Raw genomic sequence first — 24,851 nt, forward strand, 5'->3', positions numbered from 1 at the left:
GATGTCACTTTAGTGTTGCACCTCAAGAATGACCATTCAATTTTGAGGTGATAGGCACGCACGATGCAATGCAGGCCAGGCAAACCTTTGTGGCGAGGGAGCTTGCTCCCGCTCGGCTGCGAAGCGGCCGCAAATCCGGCCGGCCAGGTGTGCCTGAGACATCGAGGTGAGAAGCTTTAGGCCTGCTTCGCAGTCCAGCGGGAGCAAGCTCCCTCGCCACAAAGGTTTGCCAACAGATGGGCATGCTTGACCCTATGCGACTTTGGTTTGACTGCCGGCGGGTGTGCCCGGCTTCGAGGCGCGTTATACTGCCGCGCCTTTTTAGCGTCGCGCCAGCAACCCCGGCGTGCCTTGAAAGGTGCTTGCAGCCGACCGATGCACCCCAACTGCAAGCACCTTATTGAATGTTCCCGTCTTTTAGAGGAGCGCGACTCATGACCGTGATCAAGCAAGACGACCTGATTCAGAGCGTTGCTGACGCCCTGCAGTTCATTTCCTACTACCACCCCGTGGATTTCATCCAGGCGATGCACGAGGCCTACCTGCGTGAAGAATCGCCGGCAGCTCGCGATTCGATGGCGCAGATCCTGATCAACTCGCGCATGTGTGCCACTGGCCACCGTCCGATTTGCCAGGATACCGGCATCGTCACCGTGTTCGTTCGCGTGGGCATGGACGTGCGCTGGGATGGCGCGACCATGGGCCTGGACGACATGATCAACGAAGGCGTGCGTCGCGCCTATAACCTGCCGGAAAACGTCCTGCGTGCTTCGATCCTCGCCGACCCGGCGGGCGCTCGTAAAAACACCAAGGACAACACCCCGGCGGTGATCCACTACTCGATCGTTCCGGGTAACACCGTGGAAGTCGACGTGGCAGCCAAGGGCGGCGGTTCCGAGAACAAGTCGAAAATGGCCATGCTCAACCCGTCCGACTCGATCGTTGACTGGGTGCTGAAAACCGTTCCGGAAATGGGCGCTGGCTGGTGCCCACCAGGCATGCTCGGCATCGGCATCGGCGGCACCGCCGAGAAAGCCGCGGTCATGGCCAAGGAAGTGTTGATGGAATCCATCGACATCCACGAGCTGAAAAAACGCGGCCCGTCCAACCGTATCGAAGAGATGCGCCTGGAGCTGTTCGAGAAGGTCAACCAACTGGGCATCGGCGCCCAGGGCCTGGGTGGCCTGACCACCGTGCTCGACGTGAAGATCATGGATTACCCGACCCACGCCGCCTCGTTGCCGGTGTGCATGATCCCCAACTGCGCCGCCACCCGTCACGCGCACTTCGTGCTCGACGGTTCCGGCCCGGCGTCGCTGGAAGCGCCACCGTTGGACGCCTACCCGGAAATCGTCTGGGAAGCCGGCCCGTCGGCCCGCCGCGTCAATCTCGACACCCTGACACCTGAAGAAGTGCAGAGCTGGAAGCCGGGCGAAACCGTCCTGCTGAACGGTAAGATGCTCACCGGTCGCGACGCTGCGCACAAGCGCATGGTCGAGATGCTGAATAAGGGTGAAACCCTGCCGGTGGACCTCAAGGGTCGCTTCATCTACTACGTCGGCCCGGTCGATCCGGTACGCGAAGAAGTGGTCGGCCCAGCTGGCCCGACCACCGCGACGCGGATGGACAAGTTCACCCGCCAGATCCTCGAGCAAACCGGCCTGCTGGGCATGATCGGCAAATCGGAACGCGGCCCGACCGCGATCGAAGCGATCAAGGACCACAAGGCGGTTTACCTGATGGCAGTCGGCGGCGCGGCTTACCTGGTAGCGCAAGCGATCAAGAAATCCCGCGTTGTGGCGTTCGCCGAACTGGGCATGGAAGCGATCTACGAGTTCGACGTCAAAGACATGCCGGTGACCGTTGCGGTCGACAGCAAGGGCGAGTCGGTGCACATCACCGGCCCAGCCATCTGGCAGAAGAAAATCAGTGAAAGCCTGGCAGTAGAAGTGCAATAAGCCTTTAACCGCTGGAAAAGAAAGCCGCGCTGTTTGCAAAAACAGCGCGGCTTTTTTTGCCTGTCACTTTCACAAAACGCTACGAACTGACAGCGATAAAAAAACCGACAGACAGACTGATTCGTTCTAGAAAAACCCTTCATACCTGTCAAGTCTGACAGGTTACGTCGTGTGCCCTACTTGGTAGCGTGAGTCATCCGCCCCCCGCTCGCCAGGCTGGAACAAAATCTGACCATGGAAGATCAAGCCTCCCCAAACATCACCCCGCCTTCCATTGCCAAGAGTGCCGCGATTACTACCATCGGCAAAAGCTGGGGCGCTATTGGCAGCAGCGGTAAGGCTTCTTTCGAGTTGCCGTTGCCGATCTCGCCGGGACGCGGCTTTGATCTGGCACTGGCACTGAGCTACGACAGTCAGGCGGGCAATGGCCCGTTCGGCTTCGGCTGGCGCTTGAGCATCAACGCCATTACTCGCCAGACCAGCAAAGGCGTACCGCGCTACCTCGCAGACGATGTCATCGTGGGGCCCAGCGGTGATGAATGGATGCCCGAGCGCGATAAGGATGGTCACATCCAGTCCCGCCCCGAAGATCACTACAACGGTGAACCTGTCGGCAAGCACTCGGTGGTCCGTTACTGGCCTCGGGTCGAAGGCGCCTTCGATCGGATCGAGCTCTGGCAATCGAGCACCAAGCTTAACCAGCCGCCTTTCTGGCTGGTACACGGGGCCGACGGCAGTCTGCACATTTATGGCAAGACCGAGGCTTCGCGGCGCGCCGATCCAAACGACCGGTTACGGGTTGGCGCCTGGCTGCTGCTTGAAAGCAAGAGCGCCCATGGCGAACACATCGTCTATGAGTACAAACCCGAAGACCCGCTCAACGACCAACCCCACGACTACCGGGCCCAGCGTTATCTGCGACGGGTGTGTTACGGCAACTTCAGCGCCAGCGAGCATCTGTATGCCTGGACCGTGGACAACCCGGCCGAACTGGATTGGCACTTTCACCTGGTGTTCGACTATGGAGAACGGACGCTGGAGTGGGACAAGAAACCGGTCTTTGGCGAACCGTTTGCACAACCGAACGATGACATCGGCGAGTGGCTGATTCGCCCCGACTCGTTCTTTACCTATGGCTATGGCTTCGAATTGAGCACCCGCCGCCTGTGCCGGCAGGTTTTGATGTTTCACCACTTCCCCGATGAACTGGGGCCCAATCCCGCGCTGGTCAAACGCCTGTTGCTGGACTATCACCCGGAGCCGGCGTTCTACAGCCAGCTGTGCGCCGCGCACTATCAAGCTTTTAACGCCAGTGGTGCAGTCGAACACCTGCCGCCGATGGAATTCGGCTACTCGCCCTTCGAGATCAACACCCAGTCGGTACCCTTCTTCCCCTTCGAACACATGCCCGGCATCCAGGACGGGCAACACCATCAATGCATCGACCTGTATGGCGAGGGTGTGCCCGGTTTCCTCTGCCAATACACTCAGAGCTGGTACTACCGCGAACCGATGCGAGGGCCGAACCACCCCGACGAAATAATCTACGGCCGGTGGCGGGTATTGCCGACCATCCCGGTCACCGATGGCAGCAAACCGGTGAAGCAGTCGCTTAACGACCTGACCGGTGATGGCTTTTTCGACTGGGTCGTTGCACAACCGGCTTTCAGTGGTTTCTACGCCCTAAACCCTGACCGCAGCTGGTCGCCGTTCAGCCCCTTCACGTCCTTTCCCCTGGAGTTCTTCAACGCTCTGGCACAATTCGGAGACCTGACGGGCAGCGGCCTCAGTTCACTGGCGCTGATCGGTCCAAAAAGCGTACGTCTTTATCCCAGCCTTCGGGAGGACGGTTTTGGGCCCGCGAAGGACGTGCCCCATGAACCGAACGGCGACAACCTGCCATTGTTCAGCAACTCACGCAGCGAACTGGTGTTTCTGGGCCATATGCTCGGCAGCGACCTGCCGGACCTGTGCCGCATTCGTCACGACGAAATCAAATGCTGGCCGAACCTGGGCCACGGACGTTTCGGCAAAGGGTTCGTCATGGATACCTTGCCCTTCGAGTACGGGACGTTCGACGCAGCGCGGGTGCGAATCGTCAACATCGATGGTTGCGGTGCCACGTCGGTGATTTACCTGCATTCGAATCACTTCGATATCTACCTCAATCTCGGTGGCAATCGGCTCAAGCAAACGCCGATCAGCGTGGCCTGGCCCGAGGGTGTGCGCTACGACACCCTGAGCCAGGTCAATTTCGCCGACCTGCAAGGGCTCGGTTGCGCCAGTTTGATCTTCACCGTGCCATACCCATCGCCACGGCACTGGCGTTACGACTTTGTCGGCGTGCGGCCTTACGCGCTGATAGCGACCAATAACAATATGGGTTGCAGTGGCACCGTGCGCTACCGCAGTTCGGCACAAGAGTGGCTGGATGAAAAACGACAATGGCCGGATGCCGATAAACCGCCGCCCTGCTACCTGCCGTTCCCGGTTCAGGTGGTCAGCCAGCAGAGTCAGCTCGACGAGATTACCGGCAACTGCCTGAATCAGTTTTTCAACTATTTTCATGGCTATTACGACAGCCATGACCGCGAGTTTCGTGGCTTTGGCCTGTTGCACCAGACCGACAGCGAAACCAGCCCGGAGGAAGGCGAAACGACGTTTAGCGCACCGGCACTGACCCGTATCTGGTTCCATACCGGGTGTCTGGTCGACTTGCCTCGTGCGGGATATTTCGACGGCGACAGTGAGGCCTGCCCCTTGGGGCCGACGCTGATCAGTCGCTACCACGAAAATGACAATGCCGATGAACTCTTCAAGCCGGTCGACAAGGACACGCTGCATGAAATTGCCCGGGCACTGAGTGGCTCGGTGCTGCGCGTGGAGGTCTTCGGGCTACAGAAAGACCGCGTCGCAGCCATGCCCTACTCGGTAGAGCAATCGCGTTATCTGGTGCGAGAACTCAGGCCCATGGCCCCGCACCATCCCCATGCGATTGTCCTGCCGTTGCTGGTCGAAAAAATCAGCTACCAATATGAACGCTGCGTTGATGATCCGTTGTGCCGTCATGAAATCACGCTGCAGTGGGACCGTTTCGGCACGCCTGTTCACGCGTTGACCGTCAGCTATGCACGGCGCAAAACCGAACGGGACGATTCCCCCTTCCCCGAAGCCCCCGATCAAGATCAATGGTGGCGCGATGCCCACGATAAAGCTCAACAGCGCTATTACCTGAGCGAGTCGCGTGCCGAGTTCATTCACCTGGACTCGTCGCAAGGCTGGAGGCTGAGGCTACCGTGGCGCCAGCGCCTCAACGCACTTGAGCTGCCCAAAGGCTCGCTCCCTACCGGCCTCAATCCCCAAGAAGTGTCGTATGAATGCTTGAGAAAATCCCACACGTGGAAGGAATGGAGCGCGTTGCGGCAGTTGAGCCAGTTGTCGCGGCAAAGCTATCTGTCTGCCGACGGCAGTCTGTTGCCAGACGGTAGCGCTCAGCTCCAGGCATTGGCGGGTCCCCTGGAGCGGGCGGAATATGACAAGACCGCATTGGCCGCCTACGACACCTTGCCCGCTCCATTCGACATCCGAAAGGAACTGCAAAACATCGGCTTCCAACCCATGCCGTTGTTTCTCGACAAAGACGAGGAAGAAGACAAGCTGGAAAACCTCTGGTCGGGCCTGCACGGTTTTTCCCGTTACGCCGACCTCGACGGCTTCTACAAGGTGCTGCAATTCAATGCGACCGCCAGTCACGGCGTAACCACGATCAGCTACGACCCCTATCGCTTGCTGACCACGGCAGTTGAGTTGCCGGACGGCTGCATCACACACGCCCAATACGACTACCACGCACTCCAGCCAAAATGCGTCATTGATGCCAACGAAAATACTCGGGAAGCGATCTACGAACCCTCTGGGCAACCGCTGGCAACCAGTTTTTTTGGCACTGAAAATGGCGCGGACGTCGGCTTCGCCCCCCTCGATAAACACCGTCTCCCCGAAGACTCCAGCCCTGGCGAAGCGATCCGGGACCCGGTCGAAGCCTTGCAAAAAGCGGCCAGCGTATTACGCAAGGACTTGCTCAGCTGGATGGGCACGCTGCCCGATACGGTTCGCCAGCGCCCTGATCAGTTAGCCCAATGGATTGCACAAGGTTACATCTTGCCGTCCCTGCACATTTGCGCCAGCGCACGCACGCGTCTGGCCAGGCTCAAGGCCCGAACAGCGGCCGAACAGACACTGCTGGAGCTGATTCGCGGTGTTGCGCGTGAGCCCGTGCACAACCTGGTGCTGACCGCCGATGACTATCCGGACCCGGACGCCGAAACAGGCCCGCAAATCCAGATGCAGATGACCTGCGTCGATGGCTTTGGCCGTACCTTGCAAACCAAGCAATTGGTTGAACCGGGGATGGCCTATGTCGTCAATCCGCAGGGCGAGCTGGAACTCGACCCGGTAACCGGCAAACCGTTGGAACGTCATGCCGACCCGCGCTGGCGCGTCAGCGAACGGGTGGAATACAACAACAAGGGCTTGGCCGTGCGGGTCTATCGCCCCTACTTCGCCAACGCCTGGCGCTATATCAACGATGCAGCGTTTCGCCGGTTCGGCCATCACGACCAGCAGTTTTATGATCCGTTGGGCCGACCGGTCAAAATCATCAATGCCAAAGGCTATGAGTCTCGCGAGACCTACCACCCCTGGTTTCAAACCAGTGAAGATTTCAACGATACCTATGAACCTGAGCCCGATAAACGCCAGGACCGGAACACGCCATGAACCTTCAGGTGCATCGCAATACACCGACCCTGAAGGTCAACGACAACCGTGGTTTGACCGTCCGGCACGTCGAATACCTGCGCAAGGTCATCGACGGTCCCGTGACAACCCTCGTTACCCGGCAAATCCATGACCCTATCGGGCGACTGATCGCGCAATGGGACCCGCGACTGTTCGGTATCGCCCCAAAGCCCAACATCTCCACAGTCCATGGGTTATCCGGCAATGCACTGCGGGTCGATGGCGTTGATGCAGGTAAGCGTTTGAACCTGCTAGGGGTCGCCGGGCAAGCGCTGCGACGCTGGGATGGGCGCGGTTGTCACTGGCAAACCGATTACGATCCCCAGTTACGCATGATCGCCCTGCACGAACAGCCGCCCGGGCAGCCGCAGACCATCGTCGAACGCCTCATTTACGCCGACCATTCGGCCGATCCGGGCCACAACCTGCGTGGTCAGAAAACGGCTCAAGAGGATCCGGCAGGCAGGCTGGACTTCGCAGGTTTCAGCCTGCTGGGCGCACCGTTGAGCGAAACCCGAACCTTCCTCGACGGCAAGGCCTGCAGCACCTCGTGGCACTACAGCGCCAATGGCGCGGAACTGACCCGGACCGATGCCGCCGGCCATCGACAGCACACTCGCTTCGACCTCGCGGGGCAGCTCAAGCAGAGCTTTCTTCAGCTAAAGGATGAGGACTTGCTGCAACCGGTATTGCAGCGTTTGACCTACAACGCGTTCGCTCAAATTGAAACGAAAACCGCTGGCAACGGCGTGGTCCGCACCTGGACCTATCACCCTGCCGATGGTCGCCTGACGAATCAATGGGCCGGAATCCCAGGGCAACCACTGCTTCAAAACCTCGGTTATTACTACGACCGCATGGGCAACATCCTGCGTATCGAGGATCACGGTTTCAATCCAGTATTCTTTGCCAACCAGCGAGTCGATGGCCACCGTGACTTTGCCTATGACTCGCTGTCCCGGCTGATCCGTGCCAGCGGTTTTGAAGTGGCCGACGCCACGATCCGCCCGGGGCTGCCCGAGTTGATCGTGCCTATCGATCCGAGCCACCTCCTCAATTACACCGAGCGCTACTATTACGATCTGGGTGGCAACCTGACGACGCTCTGTCACCAGCGTGAAGGCAACTGTTACACCCATCACCTGCGCATCGCGCCCAATAGCAATCGGGGCCTCGCCTGGAAGGAAGACGACCCCGAGCCGGTGTTTGAGGAAGGCTTCGATGATCATGGCAATCAGCTGATGCTGCAAAAAGGTCAGCCACTGGCCTGGAATCATCGCGACCAGCTGGGCAGCGCCACCCTGATCAAGCGCGACACAGGGGACGATAAGGAAACCTACGCTTACAGCCAGGGCGTGCGTGTACACAAACAGCTGATCACACACGCCGGGGCCGTCCGCCACCGCTGCGATGTCCGCTACTTGCCGGGGCTGGAAAATCGCACCCTCGACGACAGCGAAGAACTCCACGTCATTACCCTGCCCGGCAGCGTGCGCTGCCTGCACTGGGTCAAGGGCAAACCCGCCGGGATTGAACAAGATCAACTGCGCTACAGCCTCGACGATCACCTGGGCTCCAGTACCCTCGAACTGGACCGCAACGGCGCAGTGATCAGCCACGAGTTGTACTCCCCCTTCGGCAGAACCTGCTGGTGGGCGGCGCGCTCGACCGTGGAGGCCAGTTACAAAACCATCCGTTACTCAGGCAAGGAGATGGATGTGAGCAGGCTTTGTTACTTCGGGCTGCGCTATTGCGCACTCTGGCTGCAACGCTGGGTCAGTGCCGATCCCAAGGGCGCGGTGGATGGGCTGAACCGGTATGCGATGGTGGGTAACAACCCGATGAGTTATATCGACAACGATGGCGGCGCAAGATCGGGGTTCTGGGAACGAGCCACCAGCCTGTTCAAAACGGCAGCCGACGTAGGCAGCAAAGTCGATGAGACGGCCAAGAACTTTGATGGCCCTGATGACGAAGCTCACGTCACTCCCGAGATCAGAAGCAGCATGACCTTTCGCAAGTACCTCTTTTCAAAAAATGGTCTGTCGGCCTTTGGCTTGGGAGCGACCGTCGGTGCCACGTTAGGAGGTGCGGCCGGGACGTTCGCACCCGTCATAGGGAACGCGATTGGAGGCGTGGTGGGCGGCTTGATTGGAGGTCTTCTCGCGTCCTATGTGCGTTACCGTTTTTTCAAGCAAGGCATACGCGTCGCCGAAACGTTGCAGACCGAACAGATCAAGAATGTCACCCGCGATCTCTCCAATGGCGCCAATGACCTGGCCAGCGGCAAGCTCCCGGAGGCACTTCAAAACAAGCTGGATGATTTCCGCGAAAAAGCCGTGACCTCGTTAATGGAGCAATTGTCGCCGCTGGATCAACTCGAAGTGCTGGAGCAAATGCGCCGAGGTATCGATATTCATGACGCCCTGCGCTCAAAAATCGACAGTGCCCAAAACGCGTTGACCGAAGCCAGTAACGTACTGACAGAGCTCAAGGATCAGGCCACCGAGCTCGGTAACTCTGCCACCAAGATGGGTAAAAACGTTGTCCTGATGATTGATGAAGCCGGCAAGTTCGTACTGCCCGAGGCGCCGGGAACTGCATCAGAGCTACGCCCCATTCCCAAACCAAGGGCCCGAAGAGCGCTTGAAACAGCGGTATGAGACCGGAACCCGCCAATAGCAATTGACAGGGCCAGTATGCTAAAGAAAACACCCGAGCAGACCCGATGAGCACAAATGTCCACTGGCGCACACCTGAACTGAAAGCCAACGACCCTCGCGGCTTGCCGATCCGTCAGGTCGGTTATCTGCGCAAGGTCGCTGGTGGAGCACAGGAAACACTGATCACCCGGCAACGCCATGACACGCTCGGACGGCTGGTCGAGCAATGGGACCCGCGACTGTTCGGAAAGGCCCCCAGACCTAACCAGGCCAGCGTCTATCGGCTGTCAGGTGAAGCGCTCAGGGTCGACAGTGTCGACGCCGGTCGGCACCTGAGCCTGGCCGGACTGGCCGGTGAAATCCTTCAGCACTGGGATCAACGCGGTCATCACTGGCGAACCACTCACGATCACCTGATGCGCGTGGTCGCCGTCGAGGAAAACGCGCAACCGAACATCGAAACCTTTACCTACGCCGACGCCTCTGCCGACCCCGGGCACAATCAACGTGGCCAGATGATCGAACAGGTCGATCTCGCAGGTGTGTTGAGTGTCAGTGGCTTCAGCCTGCACAGTCAGCCACTGAGTGAAACCCGCACTTTTCCCGACACCCAGCGCTACACCAGCCGCCGACACTACAGCGCCCTTGGCGCGGTACTGACTCAAACCGATGCCGGCGACCATCATCAGCACACGCGCTACGACATTGCCGGGCAACTCAAGCACGTCATGCTTCAGCTCGATACCGCCAGCCCGCGTCAAGACATTCTCAACGACGCGCAGTACAACGCTGCCGGCCAGATCATCGAACAGAACGCCGGCAACGGCGTGATCAGCACCTGGGGCTACGACCCTGTCGACGGTCGACTGCAGACGCTCAAAGCCGGAAAACCCGGTGAAGCGCTGTGCCAGAACCTTGAGTATGTCCATGACCGCATGGGCAATGTGCTGCGCATCGAGGACCACACACTGACCACGGTGTTCTTCGCCAATCAGCGCATCGACGGTCATCGCGAGTTTGTCTATGACTCGCTGTACCGGCTGACGCAGGCGAGCGGTTTCGAGGCTGAAAAACCCAATCTCCAGCCGGGCTTGCCAGACTTGATCACGCCCATCGACCCCGCTCGACGCTTCAACTACACCCGGCACTACGCTTACGATCTTGGCAACAACCTGACGACGGTGTGTCACCTCCGCGACGGTAACACCTTCACTCGCCAGATGTGCATCGATGAACACAGCAACCGGGGCGTGCGCTGGGAAGAAGGTGATCCAGAGCCGATTTTCGATGAGCTCTTCGACCCCAACGGTAACCAGTTACTGCTGCAACGTGGCCAGCCGCTGAACTGGAATGCCCGTGACCAACTGGCCAAAGTGACCTTGCTCACACACAGCAACGGCCTGCCTGATGACGAAGAAACCTACCGCTACAGCCAAGGCATGCGGGTCTACAAACGCCATGTATGGCATACCCCGTCCGCTAACCACTACCACGACGTGCGCTATCTGCCAAGACTGGAAATCCGCACCCGCAGCGACGGCCAGCAACTGCACGTCATCACCTTGTCGACCGGCGTGGGCAGTGTGCGTTGCCTGCATTGGGTCACTGGAAAACCGGCCGGCATCAAGGCAGATCAACTGCGTTACCACCTCGCTGATCATCTTGGCTCAACCGTTCTGGAGCTGGATCGCAACGGCGCCTTGATCAGTCTGGAGTTCTATTATCCCTACGGCGGTACATGCTGGTGCGCGGCGCGGTCGGTAGTAGAGGCCGATTACAAGACCCTCCGGTATTCGGGCAAGGAGATGGATGACAGTAAGCTTTACTACTATGGTGACCGGTATTACGCGCCGTGGTTGCAATGTTGGATCAGTGCCGACCCGGCCGGGGACGTGGATGGGCTTAATCCGTATGCGATGGTGGGGAACAACCCCATTCGTTACATTGACGAAGAGGGTTCTTCTAAAACAGAAAGCGAATTGCTCAACGAAATAAAGGCGTTCAGCAAAAACCTGTCCACCGCGATCAAGGTCGTGGACAAACAAAACGCATTGTTCGAACACCTCTTTGAGGATAAGGATAGAAACACAACGATCGCCAAAGTCTCCACGTTCACGGTAGTGACTGGCATTGTGACCACCGCTGCAACCATTGCCGGAGGCCTGTTAGGTGGCCTGGCGGGAACGCTCACGTTGCCCATAGCAGGCACTATAGGGGGCGTTGGTCTCGGTGCATTCGGTGCTAAAAAGGCGACCGCTGAGGTCATGAAGAAAATTGGCAAAGAGACCCATTTGGAACCGTCGATCACTCCCAAGGCAGCGGAGCTCTCCTGGGAAAAAATCAAAGAGAAAAACACACCGACATTTACCATTGAAAATGCTCATCAAACTTACAAAAAATATGACCCGAAGACTCAGGAAGGCCAAAAAAATGCCTTTATGAAGCTAGCAAAAAAAACCCTGAAAGAGTTCATGACATACGGTGCAAAAGAGATGATCCAGTTAGGAAAACTCTCTGAAGAGGCAAATGATGCACAAAACGGCTTAAGCCCTATGAAGATCAACAGACTGGGCGATGAGTACGCGAAATTAAAAAGCAATGCCGAAGCAGATTTCCACCTCATGATGGAGAACTTTATCGCGCTGAAAACCAATGTTCTGTTTTCAACCGGCGGTTTGACAGGACGTGATAAGTTGATAACTCTTGCGGGCGTAAAAGCAGACATGAATATATTCCGGGCCAAAGTAAATAAAGGTCAAGAATTAGCATCCAGGTATGCACAGCGGCAGGGTTGGTAAGAGCGATCACCTCATGCACCGCAGGCCCGGAACGTACGTGAGACTATTACTGATACTCGGCAACGGCGTGCTATGGTGCCGATCCCGATGACTGCCCATTCCCGACCGCATGCCTCTGATCTCTCGCGCATCCAGGTTGACGCTCTACACCTTACTGATCCTCGCTGGCGCCGCCCTCGCCGCCGCCCTGGCCATGCGCCACGCCGAACGCCAGGCCCAGGTGGACGATGCCGCCCGCGCCAATCAGCAACTGGCGCTGTACGCCAATTCCCTGCACACCTTGATCGAACGTTACCGCACCCTGCCCGCGGTGCTGGCGCTAGACCCGGAACTGCGCGCCGCACTCAATGGCCCGGTGAGTGCTGATCAACAGGATGCGCTGAACCGCAAACTGGAGAAGATCAACGGCACGGCCCAGTCGTCCACCCTGGAACTGCTGGATCACACGGGCCTGGCCGTGGCCGCCAGCAATTGGCGCTTGCCCAGCAGTTACGTCGGCCACAACTACGGCTTCCGCCCTTATTTCAGCCAGACCCGCAGCCAGGGCGCCGGGCGCTTTTACGCGGTGGGCGTGACCAGTGGAATTCCCGGGTATTTTCTGTCCAGTGCGGTGAAGGGCGATAACGGCGAGTTTCTCGGTGCCATGGTGGTGAAACTCGAGTTTCCGGAACTGGAACGCGAATGGCGTCAGGGCAGCGACACCCTGCTGGTCAGCGATGCGCGGGGCATAGTGTTTATCGCCAATCAGCCGGGATGGCGCTATCGCTTGCTGGGCACGCTGTCGGACACTGATCGCGCCGAGCTCAAAACCACCCGCCAATACGACAAGCAACCACTGACCCCGCTCGACCATCAACCGATTCGGCGCTTTGACGAGAACAGTTATCTGGCCCGCGTCGACGGCCCCGACGGCACAGCGGATTACCTCTGGGAATCGCTGCCCTTGAGCACCGAAGGCTGGACCTTGCATCTGTTGCGGCGCCCGCAGGTAGCCTTCGAAGATTTGCGTAACGCCGGGCTGGCCGCTGCCGGCGTGTGGCTGACGCTGGTGTTTTTACTGTTGTTCCTCAGCCAGCGTTGGCGTCTGGCCAGGTTGCGCCAGCGCAGCCGCGAAGAGCTTGAACGCCTGGTTGAAGAGCGCACTCGCGAGCTGCGCACCGCTCAGGACGGTCTGGTGCAATCGGCCAAACTCGCGGCGCTGGGGCAAATGTCGGCGGCCCTGGCCCATGAAATCAACCAGCCACTCACCGCCCAGCGCACGCAGCTGGCGACCTTGCGCCTGCTGCTCGATCATGGCCGGGTCGACGACGCGTATAAAGCGCTGAGGCCGGTGGATGAGATGCTGACACGCATGGCCGCCCTCACCGGTCATCTCAAGACGTTCGCGCGCAAAAGCCCCAGCGGTTTACGCGAGCGTCTGGACCTGGCGGCGGTGGTCGATCAATCCTTGCAGTTACTTGACGCTCGACTGCGCGATGAACAGATCGACCGGGTTTTGCACATGAGTCGCCCGGCCTGGGTTCGCGGCGATGCGATTCGCCTGGAACAGGTGCTGATCAATCTGCTGCGCAACGCCCTCGATGCGATGCGTGACAAACCACTCAAGCGTCTGGAAATCCGCCTTGAAGCCGATGAACAGCTATGGCGCCTGACCGTCGCCGACAGCGGTGGCGGTATTGCGCCGCAGGATCTGCCGAAGGTCTTCGATCCGTTCTTCACCACCAAACCGGTGGGTGACGGCCTGGGCCTCGGGCTGGCGGTATCGTTCGCCATCGTGCATGAACTCGGCGGTCGCCTGAGCGCCGACAATCACGGCGACGGCGCCGTCTTCACCCTCACCTTGCCCATCGATCTGGAGACGCACATTCAATGTTGAACTCGGTGATCGTGGTCGACGATGAGAGCAGTATTCGTGATGCCGTCGAACAGTGGCTGAGCCTCTCGGGGTTCGAGGTCAAACTGTTCAGCCGCGCCGATGAATGCCTGGCGCAACTGCCGGCAAATTTTCCCGGGGTGATCCTCAGCGATGTGCGGATGCCCGGCATGACCGGCCTGGAACTGCTGGCCCGGCTGCAACAGCGGGACGCCGATTTGCCGGTGATCCTGCTGACCGGCCACGGCGATGTGCCGATGGCGGTTGAAGCCATGCGCGATGGTGCCTACGACTTCCTCGAAAAACCCTTCAGCCCGGAAACCTTGCTCAGCAGCCTGCGCCGGGCGCTCGACAAACGTCGACTGGTACTGGAAAACCGTGCCCTGCACGAACAGGCCGATAACCGCAGCAAACTCGACGCCAGCCTGCTCGGGGTTTCCCGTGGTTTGCAGACCCTGCGTCGGCAAGTGCTGGACCTCGCGGCGCTGCCGGTGAACGTGCTGATTCGCGGCGAAACCGGCAGCGGCAAAGAGCTGGTCGCCCGTTGCCTGCATGATTTTGGTCCGCGCGCCAACAAGCCGTTCGTAGCGCTGAACTGTGCGGCGATCCCCGAACAGTTGTTCGAAGCCGAGTTGTTCGGTCATGAAAGCGGTGCCTTCACCGGCGCTCAGGGCAAACGTATCGGCAAGCTTGAATACGCCGATGGCGGCACTTTGTTCCTCGATGAAATCGAAAGCATGCCGCTGGCTCAGCAGGTCAAATTGCTGCGCGTGTTGCAGGAGCAAAAGCTCGAACGACTGGGCTCCAACCAGAGCATTCACGTGGACCTGCGGATCATTGCCGCAACCAAACCCGACCTGCTGGATGAAGCCCGCGCCGGGCGTTTCCGCGAAGACCTGGCGTATCGACTGAACGTTGCGGAGTTGCGCCTGCCGCCGTTGCGCGAACGGCGTGAGGACATTCCGTTGTTGTTCGAACACTTTGCTCACGCCGCCGCCCAGCGGCTGGGGCGCAGCTTCCCGCCTCTGAGCGGCCCGCAGTTGAGTCGATTGCTGAGCCACGACTGGCCGGGCAACGTGCGCGAACTGGCGAACGTCGCCGAGCGCCAGGTGCTGGGCCTGGGCGAGCCGGAACCGGTCGGCATCGAACCCGGCCAGTCCCTCGCCGCCCAGCAGGAAGCCTTCGAAGCCCACTGCCTGCGCGCCGCACTGACCCGGCACAAGGGCGATATCAAAGCCGTGCTGGAAGAACTGCAACTGCCGCGTCGGACCTTCAATGAAAAGATGCAGCGGCATGGGCTGAGCCGAGAGATGTTCCTGTAATCAATCATTCCCACGCAGAGCGTGGGAATGATCATGCGTAGGCGGTTTTTTGCTCATCACCCTATTCACCATAAGCGGATTTCCGCTCACTCATTCCCGTAACCCCCTCTAAACCGGCCCTCTCCCCCTTGGCACAGCTCCTGCTATAGCCCTCGCAGGCTGCGTTTACGCGCGCTCCACAAAAACAATTAAATGAAGGATCCGTCATGGATAACTCACAAACCCTGCCTCTTGGGTCGGCCGCTGTGCCTGCCAAAGAAAAGACCACGGCCAGCCGCATCAAATCGATCTTCAGCGGTTCTGTCGGCAATATGGTCGAGTGGTACGACTGGTATGTCTACGCCGCCTTCTCGCTGTACTTCGCCAAAGCCTTTTTCCCCAAAGGCGACACCACCGCCCAACTGCTGAACACCGCTGCGATTTTCGCCGTGGGCTTTCTGATGCGTCCGATCGGCGGCTGGCTGATGGGCCTGTATGCCGACCGCGCCGGGCGTAAAGCGGCGTTGATGGCGTCGGTGTACCTGATGTGCTTCGGCTCGCTGATCATCGCCTTGAGCCCGGGTTATGAAACCATCGGCGTCGGCGCACCGATTCTGTTGGTGTTCGCCCGTTTGCTGCAGGGCCTGTCGGTCGGCGGCGAGTACGGCACCTCGGCCACCTATTTGAGCGAGATGGCGACCAAGGAACGTCGCGGCTTCTTCTCGAGCTTCCAGTACGTCACACTGATCTCCGGCCAGCTCATCGCCCTGGGCGTGCTGATCGTGCTGCAGCAAACCCTGACCACCGAACAACTGTACGACTGGGGCTGGCGTATTCCGTTCGGCATCGGCGCATTGTGTGCCATCGTCGCGTTGTACCTGCGTCGCGGGATGGAAGAAACCGAGTCGTTCACCAAGAAAGAGAAGTCCAAAGAAAGCGCGATGCGCACCCTGCTGCGTCATCCCAAGGAACTGATGACCGTGGTCGGCCTGACCATGGGCGGCACCCTGGCCTTCTACACCTACACCACCTACATGCAGAAATACCTGGTGAACACGGTCGGCATGAGCATCTCCGACTCCACCACCATTTCGGCGGCCACGCTGTTCCTGTTCATGTGCCTGCAACCAATCATCGGCGGCCTCTCGGATAAAGTCGGGCGGCGGCCGATCCTGATTGCCTTCGGCATTCTCGGCACGCTGTTCACCGTGCCGATCCTCACCACTCTGCACACCATCCAGACCTGGTGGGGCGCGTTCTTCCTGATCATGGCGGCGTTGATCATCGTCAGCGGCTACACCTCGATCAACGCGGTGGTCAAAGCCGAGCTGTTCCCCACCGAAATCCGCGCGCTGGGCGTCGGCCTGCCGTATGCGCTGACCGTGTCGATCTTCGGCGGTACCGCTGAATACATCGCCCTGTGGTTCAAGAGCATTGGCATGGAAACCGGTTACTACTGGTATGTCACCGCCTGCATCGCGGTGTCGTTGCTGGTGTACGTAACCATGAAGGACACCCGCAAACACTCGCGGATCGAGACTGACTGACCGGCAAAAAATCCCACAAAGGTGCAAGGCCTTTGTGGGAGCCAGGCTTGCCCGCGATAGCGATCTGACAGGCGGCCTGTTGAGTGATCGTTCTCACGCTCCTGCGTGGGAACGATCATCACAGGACGCTTAAGACAACTCGGCAGCCCCACGACTCGCGTACTTGTTCTGCACACCACCAATCCCCCCGCCACACCCGCGACGAACCGATAACGATCCGTTAATGCCCTGCCGACACTCTTGTTCTGTCGCCGCTTGAATCCATATCGACGTCTCGTGCGTATACACAATGCAGGCCTCGAAGCAGTGGTCTGGAACATTCTGCGACGACCTTAATATCTACTTAATCGATTGTTTTTAGCATTTATTTGCGCTTTTTAATCAAATTTTTTTGCGTAGTATGAGCTCCATACCCAACGCACAACACGCAAACACACCTGGAGTACACATCATGAAAACCCAACTGATCCTCGCTCTGACCCTCTCCGTACTGGCCGCCAACACCTTCGCCGCCGACGGTTATGACCGCACCGGTTCTGGCGCTTTCACCGCTGAACGTTCGGCCGCTGTCGCGGCTGATGGTTACGATCACACAGGCTCGGCGTCTTTCGCCGCTGATGGCTTCGATCGCACTGGCTCGGCCAAAGTCGCGTCTGATGGTTTTGATCACACCGGTACCGCTGACGCTATCGCCGCCGACGGTTTTGATCGCACCGGTACTGCCGCCGCTATCAGCTAAACCTTGGGCAGACTTCACAGCCCGGCTTTGGCCGGGCTTAGTTGTTTCTGGGACAGTGAAAACCCGGCGCTGCGAGAGTGGCACTCACCCTCAATGACTTGCACTATGGCAACCTTCACCTTTACGTCTGCACAAGAGCCCGCCATGTCTGATGATATTCACTACTACGAACCTGCCCTGGGCCATGGCCTGCCCCACGACCCATTCAACGCCATCGTCGGCCCGCGGCCTATCGGCTGGATTTCCTCGCAGGATGCCGAAGGTCGACTGAACCTGGCGCCGTACAGTTTTTTCAACGCGTTCAACTACATTCCGCCGATCATCGGGTTCTCAAGCGTCGGCCGTAAAGACAGCCTGAACAACATCGAGCAGACCGGCGAATTCGCCTGGAACCTGGCCACCCGTCCGTTGGCCGAGCAGATGAACCAGAGCTGCGCGACGGTCCCGGCCGACGTCAACGAATTCGCACTGGCCGGGCTGACGCCGGCAGCCTCGAAAATCATTCAGGTGCCACGCGTCGCTGAAAGCCCGGTGTCCTTCGAGTGCAAGGTCACGCAGATCATTCAGTTGCAACGTGCGGATAAAGAAGTGGTGCCGAGCTGGCTGATCCTCGGCGAAGTGGTCGCCGTGCATATTGCCAAGTGGCTGCTCAAGGATGGGGTGTACGACACCGCCGCGGCAGAACCGATTCTGCGCGGCGGTGGGCCGGCGGATTATTTCCAGCTGGGGCCTGAGGCCTTGTTCAAGATGTTCCGCCCGGGGGCCACCAAGGCATAGGTCAAATCGTTACCAGACCAGTTCGCCGTCTTCAGCGACGTCGGTCAACTGCTCAAGCTTCTGCTCGGCAGCCTGATCGGCTTCGAAGGCGGTCTTGAATTTCTGTTCATCGAGGATTTTGTGAAAGCGCGGGGCGCCTGAGCCACCCAGGGCTTTGACGGCGATGGCGGCGCTGTAGCCTCCTTCACCCGGTACTACGGCGGAAACAGCTTCGAACTGTGCAAACTCTTTACGTGCCATGTCGCGGATCCTGGCCAATGGAAAGTCGGCCATTCTAAACCGTCAGCTGGCCAACTGCTGTAGTGAGGCACTGTTCAACTGCGGATATTCGCCGTGTGCCTGAGCCGCCGAGACTTCGCTGAAGGTGTGAAAATCCAGGCTATTGACCACCAACTCTTGCACCAACTCGGCAAAGATCTGCATGGCCGGGGTGCCGAAATAGGCGGTCATGGCCTGCTGGTCGACCCAAAAACCGGACACCAGCCACAGTTCGGGATCGCACAACGAATGCTGCAAGGCAAAGTGCAGGCAACCGCTGGCCTGACGCGACGGTTCGATCAGGCTGCTCAAACGCGCGCCCAACTCCATCGAGCGGCCTGCGCGGGCACGGACAAAAGCCATATGGCTGACGGGGATCTGCGTGGACATGTTCGACTCTCCCTGATGTAGACGATCGGCAGCCTGAGAGAAGCTGCGACAGGGACAGAGATTAAGCGACAGGCGCTAGGCCCGTTAGTCGATTCCTGCCGGCTTATTGCACAATCCTGCACGCAAACAGCGTTATCGCCGTGCCATGGCAAGCGCTGATCCTGGAATGTGACAAAGGGGTTTCAAGCAAGTTTTCCCGCGTTCTGTTTACGTTCTCTATGCTGAATCCGACCACACAGCAGGATCAGGCAAGTTTTGCGCAGGATTTGCCTACCACCCGGACTTGCACAAATTTAAGCTGTGCTCATCCCATCTCCTTGCCGAGGATGTTTTGCATGCCATCTCTGGATTCCACTCACGCCCCGCTGGATGCCAACATGGAAAAACAGCGTGTGGAGCTCTCGGCAATCATTCGTCGCAATACCTGCGAGGATGGCAGCTACGCGACCGCCATCGGCTCGTTGTTTTTGTCGCGTCACAGCCAGTCCCACGACTTTGCCCCGGTGCTCGCGCAACCGGCGCTGTGCATCATGGCCCAGGGGCGCAAGGAAGTTCGGCTGGCCGACGACGTCTTCAACTACGACCCGCTCAACTATTTGGTGGTCTCGGTCTCGATGCCGCTCAGTGGACGGGTGGTCGATGTCTCGCCGCAAGAACCGATCCTGGCCTTGCGCCTGGATATCGACCCGGCGGAAATCACCGCATTGATCGCCGACGCCGGCCCCATCGGCGTGCCAACCCGCCCTGCCGGGCGCGGCCTGTATGTCGAACAACTGGATCAACCGATGCTCGATGCCGTGCTGCGCCTGGCGCGCTTGCTCGACACCCCGAAAGACATCGCGATGCTCGCGCCGCTGATTCGTCGGGAAATTCTCTATCGCTTGTTGCGCAGCCCCCAAGGCCATCGGCTGTATGAGATTGCCGTCGCCAACAGCCAGAGCCATCGCATCGGCCAGGCGATCAAATGGCTCAACGGTAACTACGAGCAGCCGTTGCGCATTGATGAGTTGGCCAAGGAAGTGAACCTGAGTGTGTCGACCCTGCACCATCGCTTCAAGGCGATGACGGCCATGAGCCCACTGCAGTATCAGAAGCAACTGCGCCTGCAAGAGGCGCGGCGCTTGATGCTCGCCGAAGGCATCGATGCCTCGGCGGCAGGTTACCGCGTGGGCTATGAAAGCCCCTCGCAGTTCAGCCGCGAGTACAGCCGGCTGTTTGGCGCGCCGCCGTTGCGGGATCTGGCGCGGTTGCGGATGACGGTTTGAAGCGGTTGCAGAATGCTTATTGTGGCGAGGGAGCTTGCTCCCGCTGGCCTGCGTAGCGGGCCCAACCTCGGCAATCGGGTTGTGTCAGGCAAAACTCGTTTGCTGGGTTACGACTGCTTCGCCCGAGCGCGGACCGGCCGGCGGGAGCAAGCTCCCTCGCCACAGTGATCGGCATCGTAACTTAGGCGGCGAGTACGCGGCAGGCTTCGGATGGAATGGTCACCGACACCGGGTTGCCGATGCTCAGGCCGATGCCCTGGCATGGCGTGCTCAAGGCTGTCAGCGTCACCCCGGAACACTCGACCGTGGTTTCGATGGTCGCGCCGATATCGCGCACGAACGTCACCCTGCCCAGCAAGCGATTACCGGCGGTTGCCTGTGGGTGCGACAGCTGGAGGTCTTCCGGACGCACCAGCATCTTGACCTTTTCACCGACCACGATGCTGCTGCAAATCGGCACCTGAAGCGCATCGCCACCGGGCAAACCGACTTTACCGTCACCCAATGCGGTGGCCGGAAAAATGTTCCCCGAGCCGATAAAGTCGGCGACGAACTCGTTGGCCGGATGCCGGTAGATCTCGATCGGCGTGCCGACCTGCTGCACCCGATTCTGCCCCAACACCACCACGATGTCCGCCATGGTCATGGCTTCGCGCTGGTCGTGGGTGACCATGATGGTGGTGATGTTGAGGCGTTGCTGAAGCTGACGAATCTCCACTTGCATCGATTCGCGCAGCTTGGCATCGAGGGCCGACAGCGGTTCGTCGAGCAGGAGGATTTTCGGGTGTGAGGCAATCGCCCGGGCAATCGCCACGCGCTGACGCTGACCACCGGAGAGTTTCGACACCGGACGATCAATCATTTCTTGCAACTGAATCAGTTGCAGCAATTCAGTGACCCGCGCCTGCTGATCGGCCTTGCTCACGCCACGCAGTTTCAGCGGATAGGCGATGTTCTCGCCGACCGTCATGTGCGGGAACAGCGCCAGCGACTGAAACACCATGCCAAAGTTGCGCAGGTGCGCCGGTGTGTTGCCGATGTCTTCACCGTCCAGACGAATCTCGCCATCGGAAAGGGTTTCCAGGCCGGCAATCATCCGCAGCAAGGTGGTTTTGCCACAGCCCGAAGGGCCGAGAAAACACACCAGCTTGCCCTCAGGCAGGTGCAGATTGACGTCCTTCACCGCACACGCCGTGCCGTAGCGTTTCTCGACGTTTTCCAGAATTAAACCAGTCATGCTTCACCTCAAGAATCAGAACGAGACGCCACCTTCGCCGACTAGCTTCTCCAACGCCCAGATCAGGACGAAGTCGATCAGCACGATCAGCACGGCAAACGAGAATACGGTTGGGTCCAACGACGACACGGTGCGGCTGAACATCCAGATCGGCACGGTCATGACATCGATGGTGTAGAGGAAGTACGTCACGGTGAACTCGTTGAACGAGACAATGAACGCCAGCAGCATCCCGGCAAGGATCCCCGACTTCATCAACGGCACCACCACATCGACAATCGCCCGCATCGGCGAAGCGCCGAGCATTTGTGCGGCCTCTTCGACTTCGCTGCCGATGGACAGCATCGCCGCCGTGCAGTTTTTCACCACGAACGGCAAGGCCAGGATCACGTGGGCAATCACTAGTCGCGACACCGTCATCTGGAACGGCAGGCTGTCGAACACCAGCAACAACGCCAGGCCCAGTACCACCATCGGGAACACCAACGGCAGCGACATCAATTGCAGTGCAATGGCTTTGCCACGAAACTCCAGGCGGGTCAGTGCATAAGCTGCCGGCACCGCAACGAGGGTCGCGAAGATCATGGCCATGAACGACACCATCAGGCTGGTGGTCATGGCTTTGCCCAGGCTCAGCACATCGCTGGCGTCCGGGGACGCGAAGGTATGCCAGGCGGCCTTGTACCATTGCAGGCTGTAACTGCTGGGTGGGAAGTCGAGGTTCGAAGAACCACTGAACGACATGACAATCATGGTCAGGATCGGCAACACCGCCAGAAACAGGATGACGCCTGAAAGGATCCCGGCAAATTTACCGGTATCGCCTGGCAACAGCGACAGGCGCTTCTTGCTCAACGTGCTCATTGCGAAGCCTCCAGCATGCGCCGACGACGGCCAGTGATGTATTCGGACAAGGTCATGATGGCCAGCGTGGTGACGATCAGCACCACACCCGCCGCGGAGGCGGCCGGCCAGTTCATCAGCGGGGCGATCTGGTCATGCACCATCACCGCAAGCATCGGCACGCGCCGACCGCCGAGCAGCAAGGGCACCACGAAGCTGCTGGCGTTATAGGCGAATACCAGGGTCGCGCCGGTGATGATTCCCGGCATGCTCATCGGCAGCACCACCTGGAAAAACACCTTCAAGCGGCTCGCGCCCAAGGTCGCCGCGGCTTCCTCGTAAGTGCGGGCAACGCCGCGCATGGCGCTGGCAATCGGCAGCACGGCCAACGGGAAAGCGGTTTGTACCAGGCCCATCAATACGCCGTTCTGGTTGTACAGCAGCATGATAGGACGCTTGATCAGGCCCAGGCCCATCAGCGCCTGATTGAGCATCCCGCCAGGTCCCAGGATCACCAGCCAGCCGTAGCTTTGTAGCAACAGGTTGACCAGCAACGGCAACAGCACGGCGGCCAGAAACACTCGACGCAGCAACGGCGAGGTCAGGCGCGACATGGTGTACGCCACCGGGATCGCCAGCAGTACGGCAATCACCGCGCTGATCAATGCCAGGCGCAAGGTCAGCAGCAGGGATTTGAGGTAATAGGGTTCCAGCAGCTGGGCATAACTGGCGAGGCTGAAACCGCTCCATTCCGCGCCTTTGGTGCCCACGCTCATGCGCAACACCAGCAGGCTGGCGGCAATCAGCACACCGAGAAACAGCATCGATGGCGAAAGAAATAACCAGGCGCGCGTCGTCGGCGAAACGCCGAAGTTCGGGCGTACGGCAACGGGGCTGACCGTTTGGGTCAGAGGTTGGTGTTCCATAGCAATGGTCTCGTCAATGGAAGGCAAAAAACCTGGAGCCGTACAAGAAACCGTGGCGAGGGAGCTTGCTCCCGCTGGGCCGCGAAGCGACCCCAGAACCTGCCAACCGGTGTTTTTCCGACACACCGCATCTACCGGTTCACGACTGCTGCGCCCGAGCGCGGAACGGCCGGCGGGAGCAAGCTCCCTCGCCACAATGGATCTCCAGGCGGCAGACGTCAGGAAGAGAAGATTTCCGTGTAGCGACGAATCCATTGGTCATGCACAGTCGCCAGGAAGGCGTTGTCGTGCATGATCGCCTTCTCGGCAATCTGCTCCGGCGTCAGGATGTACGGGCTCTTGCGCGCTTCGGCAGAGATGATTGCCTTGGCGTTGACCGGGCCGTTATAGATGTCTTCGGCCATCTTGCCCTGCACCAGCGGATCGAGTGAGTGGTTGATGAAGGCATAGGCCAGGTCGGTATCGCCCGGACGGTTCTTCGGCATGACCGACTGCATCAGGTCGGTGTAGAAACCTTCCTTCATGCCAAAGGTTGCACTCAGACCGTAGTTCGGATCGCGGATCTGTTTCGGGAAGAATGCAGGAGCGTACAACCCACCCATGTCCAGGGAGCCGGTGCGGAACAGTTCGGCGATCTGGTTCGGGTTCTCACCCAGGGTCACCACGCGGCTCTTGAGCTCGGCGAGTTTCTTGAAGCCGGGTTCGATGTTGTGTTCGTCACCACCGGCCAGTTTGGCGGCGATGATGATCAGGTCCATGGCCTCGGTCCAGTTCGGCGGCGGCAGGAAGATGTTCGGCGCCAGATCCGCGTCCCACAGGGCCGCATAGCTGTCCGGGGCTTCTTTCTGAGTGCGGCTGCTGTAGACGAGGCTGTTGCACCAGAGCAGGTAACCGATGCCGTGACCGTTGGCCCCGGTGCGGTATTTCTCCGGTACGTCGATCAGGTTGGGAATGCGGTTCAGGTCCGGCTTTTCCAGCAACCCGGCAGCGGCCAGGCCTTCAGCGCCGACGCCAGCCAGGGTGATGACGTCGTATTGCGGGCGATCACCACCGGCCTTCAGTTTGGCGACCATTTCCGAAGTACTGCCGGTACGGTCCGCGATGACCTTGGCGCCGGTCTTGGCTTCAAAGGTCGCGGCGATGTTACGCAGCGCCGCAAGCCCGGTGTCATCGGACCAGGTCAACAGCCGCAGGGTCTTGCCCTGAAAACGTGTGTCACTGGCGTTGGCGCGGATGAACGGCATGCTCATGGCCGCCGCCGCAACCGATGCAACACCTACGGTCTTGATGAATTGTCTTCTGTTCAGATCATGATCGCCCATGAAGGACTCCCTTTATTGTTGTAGGTATGAGTTAGGAGCATCCCTTGCGCCCGCGCTCTTCGATCCGCTGCAACCCCCCGTGTTACAAGGGTTGTAGCGAGGTCTGCGGGTTCATCCTGAGGTCACGCAAAACGCGCAACAATCGAAAAAAAAT

General features: G+C 59.3%; 16 protein-coding genes. 10 read left to right on the plus strand and 6 right to left on the minus strand.

Translation table 11 applies throughout. The features are described from left to right. Window positions 1–434 precede the first annotated feature (434 nt). The 9 genes from AABM55_RS23080 to AABM55_RS23120 all read left to right on the plus strand — a co-directional run bounded on the left by AABM55_RS23080 (window position 435) and on the right by AABM55_RS23120 (window position 18,456). A complete protein-coding gene (locus AABM55_RS23080; RefSeq protein ID WP_019693298.1) occupies window positions 435–1,958 on the plus strand; it encodes a fumarate hydratase in 1,524 nt (507 codons plus the stop codon). 234 nt (window positions 1,959–2,192) lie between these two features. Next, window positions 2,193–6,737 carry a SpvB/TcaC N-terminal domain-containing protein gene (locus tag AABM55_RS23085; RefSeq protein WP_347927857.1) on the plus strand — a complete coding sequence of 1,515 codons (4,545 nt, stop codon included), beginning with the start codon at window positions 2,193–2,195 and terminating at the stop codon, window positions 6,735–6,737. Continuing rightward, on the plus strand, window positions 6,734–9,421 hold the full coding sequence (locus AABM55_RS23090) for an RHS repeat-associated core domain-containing protein (protein WP_347927858.1): 2,688 nt from the start codon (window positions 6,734–6,736) through the stop codon (window positions 9,419–9,421). Before AABM55_RS23085 ends, AABM55_RS23090 begins: the two co-directional genes overlap by 4 nt. 65 nt (window positions 9,422–9,486) lie before the next feature. Continuing rightward, complete coding sequence (locus AABM55_RS23095) at window positions 9,487–12,219, plus strand: RHS repeat-associated core domain-containing protein (RefSeq protein WP_347927859.1); 2,733 nt, start codon at window positions 9,487–9,489, stop codon at window positions 12,217–12,219. 109 nt (window positions 12,220–12,328) lie between these two features. Next, window positions 12,329–14,095, plus strand: a complete 1,767-nt coding sequence (locus AABM55_RS23100) for an ATP-binding protein (RefSeq protein ID WP_347927860.1) — start codon at window positions 12,329–12,331, stop codon at window positions 14,093–14,095. Further along, window positions 14,089–15,414: a sigma-54 dependent transcriptional regulator gene (locus tag AABM55_RS23105; RefSeq protein WP_347927861.1), complete on the plus strand. Its 1,326-nt coding sequence runs from the start codon at window positions 14,089–14,091 to the stop codon at window positions 15,412–15,414. The genes AABM55_RS23100 and AABM55_RS23105 overlap by 7 nt, the downstream gene beginning before the upstream one ends. A 206-nt stretch (window positions 15,415–15,620) precedes the next feature. Beyond that, window positions 15,621–16,940 (plus strand): MFS transporter, encoded by a 1,320-nt coding sequence (locus AABM55_RS23110; RefSeq protein ID WP_347927862.1) that lies wholly within the window; start codon window positions 15,621–15,623, stop codon window positions 16,938–16,940. Window positions 16,941–17,391: 451 nt separating this feature from the next. Further along, on the plus strand, window positions 17,392–17,679 hold the full coding sequence (locus AABM55_RS23115) for a hypothetical protein (protein ID WP_103315054.1): 288 nt from the start codon (window positions 17,392–17,394) through the stop codon (window positions 17,677–17,679). Between the two features lie 144 nt (window positions 17,680–17,823). Beyond that, on the plus strand, window positions 17,824–18,456 hold the full coding sequence (locus AABM55_RS23120; protein ID WP_347927863.1) for a flavin reductase family protein: 633 nt from the start codon (window positions 17,824–17,826) through the stop codon (window positions 18,454–18,456). Between the two features lie 9 nt (window positions 18,457–18,465). Here the strand turns inward: AABM55_RS23120 and AABM55_RS23125 are convergent, their stop codons facing one another. Together AABM55_RS23125 and AABM55_RS23130 are read right to left on the minus strand one after the other, a co-directional pair. After that, window positions 18,466–18,729 carry a hypothetical protein gene (locus tag AABM55_RS23125; protein ID WP_054593752.1) on the minus strand — a complete coding sequence of 88 codons (264 nt, stop codon included), beginning with the start codon at window positions 18,727–18,729 and terminating at the stop codon, window positions 18,466–18,468. A gap of 9 nt (window positions 18,730–18,738) precedes the next feature. Continuing rightward, window positions 18,739–19,104 carry a putative quinol monooxygenase gene (locus AABM55_RS23130; RefSeq protein ID WP_054593753.1) on the minus strand — a complete coding sequence of 122 codons (366 nt, stop codon included), beginning with the start codon at window positions 19,102–19,104 and terminating at the stop codon, window positions 18,739–18,741. A gap of 335 nt (window positions 19,105–19,439) precedes the next feature. On the opposite strand from AABM55_RS23130, the gene AABM55_RS23135 reads away from it, so the two are divergent. Continuing rightward, window positions 19,440–20,369: an AraC family transcriptional regulator gene (locus AABM55_RS23135; protein ID WP_347927864.1), complete on the plus strand. Its 930-nt coding sequence runs from the start codon at window positions 19,440–19,442 to the stop codon at window positions 20,367–20,369. A gap of 181 nt (window positions 20,370–20,550) precedes the next feature. On the opposite strand, the gene AABM55_RS23140 is transcribed toward AABM55_RS23135, so the two are convergent. The 4 genes from AABM55_RS23140 to AABM55_RS23155 form a co-directional block, all read right to left on the minus strand. Next, on the minus strand, window positions 20,551–21,606 hold the full coding sequence (locus AABM55_RS23140) for an ABC transporter ATP-binding protein (RefSeq protein WP_347927865.1): 1,056 nt from the start codon (window positions 21,604–21,606) through the stop codon (window positions 20,551–20,553). Window positions 21,607–21,621: 15 nt separating this feature from the next. Continuing rightward, on the minus strand, window positions 21,622–22,470 hold the full coding sequence (locus AABM55_RS23145; RefSeq protein WP_347927866.1) for an ABC transporter permease: 849 nt from the start codon (window positions 22,468–22,470) through the stop codon (window positions 21,622–21,624). Next, window positions 22,467–23,375: an ABC transporter permease gene (locus AABM55_RS23150; RefSeq protein WP_347927867.1), complete on the minus strand. Its 909-nt coding sequence runs from the start codon at window positions 23,373–23,375 to the stop codon at window positions 22,467–22,469. Before AABM55_RS23150 ends, AABM55_RS23145 begins: the two co-directional genes overlap by 4 nt. A gap of 218 nt (window positions 23,376–23,593) precedes the next feature. Continuing rightward, complete coding sequence (locus AABM55_RS23155) at window positions 23,594–24,697, minus strand: ABC transporter substrate-binding protein (RefSeq protein ID WP_054593758.1); 1,104 nt, start codon at window positions 24,695–24,697, stop codon at window positions 23,594–23,596. Between the last annotated feature and the right edge of the window lie 154 nt (window positions 24,698–24,851).

The sequence above is a fragment of the Pseudomonas helvetica genome (assembly GCF_039908645.1).
GTDB lineage: Bacteria > Pseudomonadota > Gammaproteobacteria > Pseudomonadales > Pseudomonadaceae > Aquipseudomonas > Aquipseudomonas helvetica.